The following is an 11,386-nucleotide window of genomic DNA, read 5'->3' on the forward strand; positions in this document are numbered from 1 at the left end:
AGGGAAATCGAGTCAACGTTCACCCCAACGCGTGTTACCTCTTCGTTGGGATGAGCGACCTGAGCTCCTTAGTCTCCAAGATCTAGGAGCTCTTTAAAAAAGTACGTTTAGATTTTGAAGCGGCTAGTTAGCTTTTCTAGCTGAGTTGATAGTGCATTAAGTGTTTTACTACTGTCGGAGAGTTGATCAGCGGACTGCGCGGTATCATCGGTCAGGTTGCTGATTTCAGTGATATTGACATTAATGTCATCGACGACAGTTGATTGCTCTTCTGTTGCCGTTGCAACTAAAGTGTTTTGATCGTTGATTTGTTCAATGAATGAATGGATTTGTTGCCATGCTTGGTTCGCCATTTCTGCTTGTTCGGCAACAGTGCCACTTTGTTGATGACCTAAATTCATCGACTCAACGGCTTTTTGAGACTCTTGTTGCAAGCGGTTTATGACACCTTGAATCTCTTCGGTTGATTCGGCAGAGCGGCTTGCGAGGTTGCGAACTTCATCTGCTACTACTGCAAATCCACGTCCTTGCTCACCCGCACGAGCCGCTTCGATTGCGGCATTGAGTGCCAACAAGTTGGTTTGTTCTGAAATACTACGAATAGTTTCCAATATTGAGCCAATATCATCGACTTGCTGTGCTAACGAACCAACAATTTGCTTGGTATCATTAAGCCCACTAGAAAGGCTGTCGATGTTTTGTTTCGCATTAGATACTTCACTCACCCCTGTATTGGCTTCCGCTTTCGCATCTTGTGCGACATTTGCAGCATTCGATGCATTGTTTGAAATTTCTATCACGGTCGCACCAAGTTGATTGATTGCGGTGGCTACTTGAGAGGTTCTATCACGCTGGTCAATACAGATACGTTGTGTTTGATTAGCTTGCTGAGCAACCATCTCAGCTGCTTGAGACATTTGGTGACTGCCGGTAGCGATCTCCGTAATCGTCTCATGCACTCGGCTCATGAGTGTATTGAAACTACGTCCAATATCACTAAGCTCATCATTTGATGAGACATCGAGGCGAGTATCTAACGCAAGATCTTGCGCGGCTTTATTCATGTTGTATTTTAGTTGCTCAACTTTGTTTCTTAGCCCTCGGATAACAATCAGCGAAATAATAATCGATAGAGAGAGTGCCAATAAAATGGATGTATATAGGGTGTATTGAGCCGTGGAAGCGGTTTCTAAGCTCTGTTGATGTTGGATTTGAGCTTGTAGTAGCAGGGAATCGAGGATCTTATTAGCTTGCTTACGCAAAGTACCGTAACTGCTAGCATACTTTGTTTGATAGATTTGGCTCGCAGTTTTCATATCACCACGTTCAAAGGCTTGAAGCATCGGTTCTAATTCTTGGCTTATCATCTGTTCCATTGAGCGTTTTAGTGCAATGACATCTCGTTTCATTTGTGGATTTACTTGAGCCTCGACGGCTTGATTTAGAGATGTTATTAACTCAGGAATATCTTCTTCTCTTGTCTCTTTTACTCGAGTCATTACTCCTTTCTTATCTTTTAAGTAGTCGGTTTGTTGTAACAACATCATATCAATGCCGACACGCATGCGTGGAATTCGGGATGCGACTTCAGCAAGTGCGCGCATTGGATCGGCGGTGTTTAAATAGATAGCTTCGGTTTGAGTTTGGTTCTTACTGATGGCGTTCAAGCTGATTGCAGCAATGATAACCAGTGCGATACATGGAGCAAGTACAGCTAACACCAGCCGAGTTTGTAGGGTGGTTTTCTTGAGTAACATATATCCGTGTCCTGTAGAAAGTACAAAAGTAGATGAGCTAAATTTATTTCAGCGCCCACCTGAAGCCCGTATTTATAATAAAGTTAATAAGCTAAGTATATGACTTGGTAATATTTAGAAGGAAATCATGTGAAAAGCCGCAGTATTTGAGAGGTACGGCACAAAAATCATTATCATTTGCCTTAAGGTGTTGATATAAGGCAACTAAGTTGTCGGCTTAGGTTTTTGTTTTATTGTCTTGTATTTATTTGTAATTATTGATTGGGTAGGAAGAAGCTGACACATATAGAAATATGTCGGTATTTAAAGATAGGTTTGTTGATTAATTATCGTGATGATAAAGAGTAATTAGCCCAGAAATATCAGGGCTAATTTATTTTTATTACAAAGAAGTTAGTTGATGTATTTAACCAGTGCTGCTTGCGTCGGCAGTGCTGTCATCGCCCCTTTTTGCGTGGTGGCTAAAGCGCCGCAACCATTTGCCCAACTCACGGCTTGGAGAATAGCAGCTTCGTTCGCCCAATCTAGTTGTTGAGAGAGTTTGGCTAACAAGCCACCGACAAATGCATCGCCTGCTCCTGTGGTGTCTACAGGTTTAACCGCTTGACCAGAAACTAACTCTTGCTTGTCACCAAAAATCACCAATGCACCTTTTGCACCTTGTGTTACCAGCACCAACGTATTATTGAATACTTTCAATGCCTCCAAACCGACGTTTAATGAGTTGGTTTGTGTTAAGTGCATCAGTTCATCATCTGAAAACTTCACCACATCTGCCAGTTCAATAGCTTGGCGAACAACAGGGATAAGCTCGCTTGGATTTGCCCAAACCTCTTCTCGCAGGTTCGGGTCAAAACTGACAAAGCCGCCAGCTTGTTTAATTAAGCGCATCGCTTCAAGCGTTGTACTGCGGCTTGGTTCATTGGCAAGGGCAATAGAGCAAACGTGTAGCCATTCGCCTTGGGCAAAGGAGGGTACGTCACTTGGTTGTAGAAATTGGTCGGCGCTGGGTTTGACCATAAAAGTAAAACTACGCTCGCCAGAGTCATCTAAATCGACAATGACAGTCGACGTTCGGTGAGCATCATCCAGTAATAGGGCGTCAGTATTTACATTTTCATTGTTTAAGGTTTGCTGCATAAATCGACCCAGCGGGTCTTGACCAACACGGCCAAAGAACGCCGCTTCTCCGCCTAAGCGCGCGATTGCAACCGCGACATTTGCTGGGGCACCACCGGGGCATTTTAAGTAGGTATGTTCGCTGTCAGGGATCAAGTCAACAACCGCATCACCAGTTAGCCATACTTTGCTCATCGTTTTTGCCTTTTAAATTTGTTCAAAACAGGTTTGTTGCTATAATTGCTAAAACGGTTTAGCAAATCAATATTGTTGTTTATTCAAACGTGAATTTGAATTGAAATTGTGATCAATGACGATCTTTGCCCCTAAGACTAATCGATATGGAAATTTAACTGGGCAGCAGCACTGACAGTGAGCAGTTGAGTGAGTACCATAGCGGCAAATCGCACTCATACGGAATCTTGATGAGTAATAAAAAACTGAAGTTGGCGGATATTGCCGAACTAGCGGGTGTTTCTAAGTCGACGGTGAGCTTTGTGCTTAATGGTCATGCGCAAAAACATCGAATAACCGCTGAAACCGTTGAAAAAGTACAGCGCATTGTTGAACAACATAACTATGCGCCAAGTCTTTATGCCCGTGCATTAAAATCAAACAAGACTTATACCGTCGGTTTGGTGATCCCTGATCTGGCTAATATGGGGTTTGCCACTACTGCCAAAGCTTTAGAAAATTTGCTGCGAGAGGCGGGCTACCAATTGCTGATCGCCTCTTCTAATGATGATGAAGAGCAAGAGAAGCAAGCGGTGGAAGGTTTGATTAATCGCCAAGTAGATTTACTGTTGGTTGCTTCAGCAATGTCGAGTGAAGACTTTTATCGAGAAATTAAAATGACCACACCGGTTATTTTCTTTGATCGTACTTTTAGCAATAGCCAGTTTATCAATGTGAAAAGTGACGCAAAATCAGCGACGGAGCAGTTAGTTCGCCGCTTAGTCACTGGCTTGGATGAATGTGTTTATATTGGTGGGCAGTGGTTATTGTCACCGAGCCAAGAGCGGCTCACGGGTTATAAAGCCGGCTTGCAAGCGGCGAATATACCATTCGATGAAAAGCTGGTTTTTAGTAAAGATTACCAGCCACAATCAGGTTATTTGTTAATGGCGCAAGCTGTTGCTCAATTGGGGCGAGAACCACAAGCGGTATTTACCGCTTCCTATTCATTGCTTGAAGGCGTGCTTCGTTACCTAACCGAGCATCAACTGCTGACCAGCGCGATTCGTATTGCTACTTTTGATAACTATGATATTTTGGATTGCTTACCGATTAAAATTGATTCGATTGAGCAACAAAGCGATGCAATTGCTCTAGAGCTGTTTACACATGGCACTGAATTAATGAAGGAGCCGAGAATCAAGGCTGAAACGATAGCCATCCCTGCAACGGTCCATTTTCGACGCGAACAATAGAGCGCAAAGATAAAGCCAATCAACGCTGACCTTATCTTTGCTTGTTTAGCTTAACGGCAAACCGACCGTGCCATACGTGCATAAGTATGGCGTACGCCACGAATAGCGATACTGTACTCACGGATGTTTTCTGGAGCGGCAATGCCAATGCTACAACCAGTATCACCAATGTGATGGATATCGGCGCCTGCCATTTTACTCATCAAGGCGATTTGTCGAATGCTCTCAACACTTGCTCCCTCTTGTGAGGTGCCTATTGCTGTCATCGCCATAATGCCAAGATCATGGGCATAGTCGATAAGACTCGCCGCGTACTCTTGGCTTATGCCCGCAATCGTTCCAGGAGCGGGGATCAGTACAATATCAACACCGCTATCAGCAAACTCTTTGATGTCAGCTTGAGTGATGATCTTTTCACTACCAGAGCGAAGAATCCCTGCGGCATGCATTTTACCGGCGATGAGTACCATCTCATTCCCAACCGCTTCACGTATTGAACGCAAGCTGTGAGAAATGGCTTCATTGCTAACGCCATTTCCCGGATTACCAGTAATAGTGATAAAACGGGCACCCATAGCAAAGAGCTTTTGTGCGTTTTCACCAGTGGCTAGTCGCCCAGCAGAAACCTGCCAAAAATCTTGATGGCTTTGTTGAAAGTCAGGTGCGACCGCTTCCAAATTAACGCCGACACTGCGTCCAGTAAACTTTGCTAATTGTTGCAGCAAATCATTAGCGGCAATGGTTTCAGGCATGCCTTTGATTTCGGGTTGGTCAGCATCAAAAAGATTCAGTAGGAGAAGGTCGGCACTCTGGCTAGCTGCCAGTTCCGCATTGCTGACCGAAACCAGCATCGGCTGCAGTGCGCCAATAGTCTCAGCCATAACAATGCGACCTTCGCTCATACGTAAAGAGTCAAGTAAAGACTGCCCCTGTAGTTGAGCAATCTCTGAAGCCGAACAATCTAGATAACGTTTGGTCATAACAACACCCTAATGTAATTTAGTGTGGTGAACAGGGTCAGGGTGCCCAACACACTAAAAAAGAAAAGACGAACGGATGTTATCAATACTAGTGGTGTAAAAATGCTTCGATGGTTAGTTTTTAGAAACTGTTAGCATAGATAGGCTGGATAATTATAAATTTAGTCAAAACAAAGGATTATGTGCTACAAAACTATGTTTGCAGCAATGAAGCGCGCATTAGGCTGTTTATCTAGTGACCGATACCAATCTGCAGGCATCGACTCTGCAAGCCCAAGCGATTTTAAGCACTGTTTTTCTGCTTTGCTGATCACGGCAAAATGTAATAAACAATCAATGATGCGTTGCGTCGACTGACGAGAGAGTTCGCCATCGCGCTCATGACGTTTTAGTTCACCGACGATAGATGCTAAAGGTACCAATGGTTCAAGTTCGGTATGCTTGGTTGTCGTGACTGAGTTTGAGCGAGGGCAGCGCTCTCTGGCAATTTGCCAGTCAGGTTTGCCTGTTTTAGAGACATGCCCCTCACGAAAACAGAAATAACTCAGTAGGAACCGCTCAACCATTTCCCAGCGTTGCGCGGATATCTCCAGCATTAGGTGTTCAAATTCAAGTTCGGTATCATTCATTTTCTATTTGCCGCTTGTTCAACGATTGTGTCGCTTAATGGTTAGTACCAATTGCCCTAACAGTAATACACCGGTTACGGCTAAGCCAATACCAATACCTCCCCAAATACCACCGAGCTGGTAAGGCTTTAGCAGAATCCAAGCTGCGGGTAAACCAAATGCCCAGTAGCCAATGGCGGTCATGATGGTTGGCGCAATGACAATTTTCATTCCACGGAGTAGGTTGATGGCGAGCAATTGCCAAGCATCAACTACAAATGCCAATGCCACCACCCAAAGTACAGAGACCAGCAGGTCGGTTAATTGAATATCTAGGTTGAATAGGGTGGCGATAAATTCAGGCCATAACATGAAGCCACCTGCGAGAACAATGCTGATGACCGTCGTTAGAGTGAAGCTACGAATCGCGGTTTGTTTAATACCGGAATAATTTTCTGCGCCAAAATCCTGCCCAACTAAAATGGCAGCAGCTTGGGAGAAACCAAAGTTAATATTCCACGTAAAGCCAAGACACTGAAGTAAAATTTGGTGTAGTGCGAGCGCCGCAATGCTCACTGTCCCCGCCATTAACGTGCCGCCATAGATCAAGCCATGTTCAAGCAGTGCGGCTAAACCAATCGGCAGCCCCATGGCAAGCAAGGGACCCATTAATGAAAAGGAATACTCGTGAAGGTTTTTCCATGGTGCAAAGGATTCAAATTCAGCGCGCGAAAACACCCAATAGCCGTAAGCAATCGCAACCATGGTTGCCGCCAAAGCGGTACCCGCTCCTAAGCCTGTTAGACCCAATTTGAAGTTGAATGCGAGTAGGTAACTGATGGGAATATTTAGCAATATTGTTGCCACTGACATCAGCATGATAGAGCGCACGTTACCAAATGCGCTAGTTAGCCCACGCAGTATCAATAGCACTAACGATGGTAGCATCGCCCATTTTAGAGCATCGACATACTGCATAGCCGGTGCAATGACTTCTTTGGGTTGGTTGGCTATGCGTAATAAGTTCGCACCAAACGTAAAGCAAGCGAATAACAGGACCGACAGTATAACCGCGAGCAGCACTGCGCCTTTTAAGGCAAAACGAATTTGTTGGTTGCCAAACTCGGGTCTTGCAACTCGTTGTCCAAATGCGATGGCGACAAGGTTGGCGACACAACCGACAGTACTACTGGCGATGATAAAAACAAAGCTATAGATAGACGCACCTAGACCGCCTGCGGCTAAGGCAGACATACTCAGTTGCGACATCATCCAAACATCAGTTAATACTAATGCCATAGAGATGAGCTGAGAGATGATAAGAGGGAATGCTAAAAAGAGAATTTTTCTCATGACGGCTCAAATGTAGATAAATAAAAGTATCTGTTACGGTGTGATAAGCGCCAATTAAACGATTAAATGCCTTCGCCATCAAATGATAAATATGTCACCCTGGCATGAGTTGAAGTCATGTGAAGAGAAGAATGAAGACTTATCCCCATTTACCTTTTAGTCATAATGGTTTTAAGGTGTTTGAATCAGTCGCGAGGTTGTTGAGTTTTACTCAAGCTGCCCACGAGTTGAACGTGACACAGAGCGCTGTAAGCAGACAAATCAAGGCTTTAGAGCAGGAGCTGAATGCATCGCTAATTATTAGAAAACATCGTTCTATCGAGTTGACCGATAAAGGCATGGCGCTGTTTGAAGTATTGCGGAGTAATTATTTAGAGCTGCAAGCCTTATTGGAAAAGTGGTCGCTTCCAGCGAAAAAACGCTTAGTGATAAAGAGTGCAGTGAGTTTTGCCACCCGTATTTTGATCCCGCGGGTTAGAGAGCTAAATGAGCGTTACCCAGATTATGAAATCGTTATTATCCCGCTGATTGAAGGTGATTGGGATTTATCGCGAGAACAGAGTGATTTAGCCATCATCAATACCCGCCGACCTGAATTATATCGGGGGCACCCCAAAGCATGGTTCTTGCGCGATGAATATATGGCGCCTATCTATACCTTAAGTGAAGGGCAAAACAGTAAGCAATTGCCTGAAGTATTGGCAATGCCTCGGTTGCATGCAACCGATGACCACTTAGATTGGCGCTCCTGGTTATCACAAGAAGAAGACATAGCGGTGAAACCGAGCCGAGATACCTCGTTTGTTAGTTTGGATTTAGCCATTAGTGCATGCCTAGCTGGCCACGGTGCCACGGTGACCGATTTATTGTTAGTGCTTCCTGAGTTGGAAAGAGGCTTTCTTAAAACGCCAAGCTTTGCGCCAATACGAACCAGTACTTGGCAGTACTTTGCCTTTCTCCCACAACAAAGTGACATTGCCAAAGACTTACTCTCTTGGTTGCAAACACTGTTTGAAGAGGAGTTGTCGCGTTTAACTCAATTAGCTCAAAAACACCAATGGCAGCTGTTATAAGTGATTGGATGTTATAACAGACCGCTGTTTCTCTAGGTCTGCTTCACCAACACTACTTCGCCAACACAACTTCACTAACACGGTTTCGAAAATCTGTTTCGCAAAGTCTAGTTGCAGTAAAACATTGTGCAAACCCATCATGTATGATGAAAAATCACCGTTCATTGAAGAGGAAAGGGCATGTTAGAGATACAACCGAGTGTATGGATAGTTGATGGTAACGATGTCCCATTTTTAGGTTTTGCCTATTCGACTCGAATGACGGTGATCCGCTTAAACGATGGAAAACTTTGGGTGCATAGCCCCATCGCCTTAACGCCTTTATTGAAAGAACAAATTGATCAACTAGGCGAAGTGAGTTTTCTTATCGCCCCTAATCATTTGCATCACCTCTTTATTGCTGAATGGCAAGCTCAGTACCCGCAAGCGCTGACATACGGAACGGCGCAAGTGATTAAAAAAAGGCAAGATTTACGTTTTGAGAATTCACTGGCTGAGTCTGCCACTTTTCCTTGGGATGACGAAATAACCCACTTATTGTTTACCGGTTCTTCAGTGATGCAAGAAAGCGTATTTCTACATAAGGCAAGCCAAACGCTCATTGTGACCGATCTGATTGAAAATTTTGACCCTCAGAGGTTTAAGCCGCTGCAACGAAGCATCGCCAAAGTGGTGGGTATTCTTGCTCCAAATGGCAAAATGCCGTTGGATTGGCGGCTTACGTTTCAATTTAGCAAAGCCTCTGCCCGTGAACACCTATTGACGATACTGGCTTGGCAACCGCAACGAATTATCATGGCTCATGGTGAAATTATTCAAACAGACGCGGTTGGATTTCTCTGTCACTCCTTCGCATGGTTAGGCGACTTGACTCAAGGTTATGGCGTAAACCGCCCAAGTTGAGCCTACAGACGCGACTCGTTGCTGAGATGTGTAATGGGGTAGAGGCGGGCAATTGTTTTTTGTCGTATTGATTTCGTAAAATTATGCGTCAGGTATCCCCTTTCTATTAATTAGTCTTAGAAAGCGTTAAATTTCGGCTAAATCAACTGCTATCATGTTGTTATCAGTTAGTTTTCCTTCTGGCTCTAGGCGTCACAAAGCGATGATAGCCAGCGAATTCTTGAGGCTACATGTTAGAAACGAAACGATTAATACTTAGGCAGTGGGAAGATGCCGATTACCCGCATTTCGCACGTATGTGCGCAGACCCAGAAGTGATGCGGTATTTCCCCAGTGTGCTTAACGAATCTGAAAGCCATCAACTGGCAGATAGGATCCGAGCATTGATAGATCAAAATGGTTGGGGCTTTTGGGCGGTTGAGCTTAAAAGTAGCGGGGAGTTTATCGGCTTTGTTGGTCTGAACACGCTTGATGGTGAAAGCGGGGTCCCTAACGCGCCATTGCTTGAGATTGGTTGGCGTACGGCAAGCCAGTATTGGCATAAGGGTTATGCCACTGAAGCCGCCGAGCAGGCTATTCGCTACGCCTTCTTTGTGCTGGGTGTTGATGACGTCTACTCTTTTACTGCAAAAATAAATATACCGTCGCAAATGGTGATGAAGCGCTTAGGAATGGTCAATACCCGTTTAGATTTCAACCACCCTAAGTTGCCAGAGGGGCATGAGTTACAATGTCACTGTTTATATAAAATTGATAAACAAGCCATCATGACAGGAAGACCATTAGGGGTGATTATCTAACATGCCTTATTTTGCATTTGTATTTGAATAAGTAGGGGCGGGGATCAAAACACACGCAGTAGAGTAGAGGTTAATTAAGAGAAGAATCGCGCAATCAAAACCAACTCTTCTCTTAACCTAAAGCCCTTATTCTCTAACGCTATGATTGTTAAATCTTGCCTTAAAGCGTGGCTTTAAACTGTTGTAACAGATCTTGCTGTTGCTCGGTTAAATTGGTTGGCGTATCGACTTGAATGGTCACTAGCAAATCGCCTGTTACCCCTTTTCGATTGGTAACACCTTTACCCGATATTTTAAATTTACGTCCACTTTGTGTGCCCGCAGGGATTTTTAGTTTAAAACGGCTATCTAGTACATGCACATCTGCTTCGCCACCCAACGTAGCGCTGACCATATCCACGTGAGTAGTGCAAATGAGGTTATCACCATCACGTGTAAGGAATGCGTGTGAGCGAGTGGTGATCACCAACAATAGATCGCCAGCAGGACCGCCATTAATGCCTGCTCCGCCTTTGCCTGAAAATCGAATTTTTTCACCGTCTTTGATGCCCGCTGGGATCTTAACGTTGATCTTTTTTTGCTCGCCGTTGATTGGCAACTCAACGACCTTTTCAGCGCCTTGTATCGCATCAACAAAATCAACGGTTAAGGTAAACTCGCGATCTTGTCCTTTTTGTGGACGGGCACTTCGACCACGGGCATGGGAGAAAATGTCTTCGAAACCGCCAAATCCACCGCCGCCGAACCCGCCACCAAAGCCTTGACCTTGTTGTCTAAAACCGCCGCCAAAGATATCCTCAAAACCACCATGACCATGCTGAGAATGACCACCGAAGCCACCGCGACTGTTATCAAAAGCCGCATGCCCAAATTGATCGTATTGTCGACGCTTATCAGCATCGGTGAGAATTTCGTAAGCTTCTTTTATCTCTTTAAATTTTTCTTCTGCTGTTGCATCACCGGGATTTTTATCGGGATGGTACTTCATCGCTAACTTTTTATAGGCTTTTTTAATCTCTTTTTCTGAATCGGTTTTTGAGACACCTAATACTGTGTAATAGTCTCGTTTGGACATGTTAGCCTCTTACTATAATCCTAACTGCAATGGAAAAGGGCGCATGAGTCACCTCTTACGCCCTAAATACCAATGTTGATGTTGTTATAATACCGCTCAGCTACTCTAGAGAGAACAAATAGTTGAGCTTAGGCGTTATTTCACTTCTTCAAACTCTGCATCAACCACATCGTCGCTCTTAGAATGAGCATTCGCATCAGCGCCTTCAGCTTGTTGTGCTTGAGCTTGTTGCTGAGCAATTTCCATTAGCTTTTGAGCCGCAGCCATTAGCGCTTGTACTTTTGCGTC

Annotated in this window: 10 protein-coding genes; 4 read left to right on the forward strand and 6 right to left on the reverse strand. The window is 44.4% G+C overall.

Features of this window, described 5'->3' with window-relative positions; genetic code table 11:
- Nucleotides 1-107: 107 nt before the first annotated feature.
- Both H2O73_RS09885 and cscK read right to left on the reverse strand, forming a co-directional pair.
- On the reverse strand, nucleotides 108-1,757 hold the full coding sequence (locus H2O73_RS09885) for a methyl-accepting chemotaxis protein (RefSeq protein ID WP_182108674.1): 1,650 nt from the start codon (nucleotides 1,755-1,757) through the stop codon (nucleotides 108-110).
- A gap of 393 nt (nucleotides 1,758-2,150) precedes the next feature.
- Nucleotides 2,151-3,071: a fructokinase gene (gene cscK / locus H2O73_RS09890; RefSeq protein WP_182108675.1), complete on the reverse strand. Its 921-nt coding sequence runs from the start codon at nucleotides 3,069-3,071 to the stop codon at nucleotides 2,151-2,153.
- 230 nt (nucleotides 3,072-3,301) lie between these two features.
- Here cscK and H2O73_RS09895 point away from each other — a divergent pair, with 230 nt between their 5' ends.
- The gene (locus tag H2O73_RS09895) at nucleotides 3,302-4,306 is read left to right on the forward strand and encodes a LacI family DNA-binding transcriptional regulator (RefSeq protein ID WP_182108676.1); all 1,005 of its coding nucleotides are present in this window, start codon (nucleotides 3,302-3,304) and stop codon (nucleotides 4,304-4,306) included.
- 50 nt (nucleotides 4,307-4,356) lie between these two features.
- Here the strand turns inward: H2O73_RS09895 and H2O73_RS09900 are convergent, their stop codons facing one another.
- From H2O73_RS09900 to H2O73_RS09910, 3 genes are all read right to left on the reverse strand, one after another.
- Nucleotides 4,357-5,286, reverse strand: coding sequence for a DUF7916 family protein (locus tag H2O73_RS09900; RefSeq protein ID WP_182108677.1), 930 nt, complete (start codon nucleotides 5,284-5,286; stop codon nucleotides 4,357-4,359).
- Between the two features lie 185 nt (nucleotides 5,287-5,471).
- Nucleotides 5,472-5,915 carry a hypothetical protein gene (locus H2O73_RS09905; RefSeq protein ID WP_182108678.1) on the reverse strand — a complete coding sequence of 148 codons (444 nt, stop codon included), beginning with the start codon at nucleotides 5,913-5,915 and terminating at the stop codon, nucleotides 5,472-5,474.
- An 18-nt stretch (nucleotides 5,916-5,933) separates the two neighbouring features.
- Nucleotides 5,934-7,247, reverse strand: a complete 1,314-nt coding sequence (locus H2O73_RS09910; RefSeq protein ID WP_182108679.1) for an MATE family efflux transporter — start codon at nucleotides 7,245-7,247, stop codon at nucleotides 5,934-5,936.
- Between the two features lie 131 nt (nucleotides 7,248-7,378).
- On the opposite strand from H2O73_RS09910, the gene H2O73_RS09915 reads away from it, so the two are divergent.
- The 3 genes from H2O73_RS09915 (at nucleotide 7,379) to H2O73_RS09925 (ending at nucleotide 10,023) form a co-directional block, all read left to right on the forward strand.
- Nucleotides 7,379-8,320 (forward strand): LysR family transcriptional regulator, encoded by a 942-nt coding sequence (locus tag H2O73_RS09915; RefSeq protein ID WP_182108680.1) that lies wholly within the window; start codon nucleotides 7,379-7,381, stop codon nucleotides 8,318-8,320.
- A gap of 180 nt (nucleotides 8,321-8,500) precedes the next feature.
- A complete protein-coding gene (locus H2O73_RS09920; protein ID WP_182108681.1) occupies nucleotides 8,501-9,223 on the forward strand; it encodes a DUF4336 domain-containing protein in 723 nt (240 codons plus the stop codon).
- Nucleotides 9,224-9,453: 230 nt separating this feature from the next.
- Complete coding sequence (locus tag H2O73_RS09925; protein WP_182108682.1) at nucleotides 9,454-10,023, forward strand: GNAT family N-acetyltransferase; 570 nt, start codon at nucleotides 9,454-9,456, stop codon at nucleotides 10,021-10,023.
- 160 nt (nucleotides 10,024-10,183) lie between these two features.
- Here the strand turns inward: H2O73_RS09925 and H2O73_RS09930 are convergent, their stop codons facing one another.
- The gene (locus tag H2O73_RS09930) at nucleotides 10,184-11,098 is read right to left on the reverse strand and encodes a DnaJ C-terminal domain-containing protein (protein WP_182108683.1); all 915 of its coding nucleotides are present in this window, start codon (nucleotides 11,096-11,098) and stop codon (nucleotides 10,184-10,186) included.
- Nucleotides 11,099-11,386 lie beyond the last annotated feature (288 nt).

The sequence above is a fragment of the Vibrio marinisediminis genome (assembly GCF_014050145.1).
Lineage (GTDB): Bacteria > Pseudomonadota > Gammaproteobacteria > Enterobacterales > Vibrionaceae > Vibrio > Vibrio marinisediminis.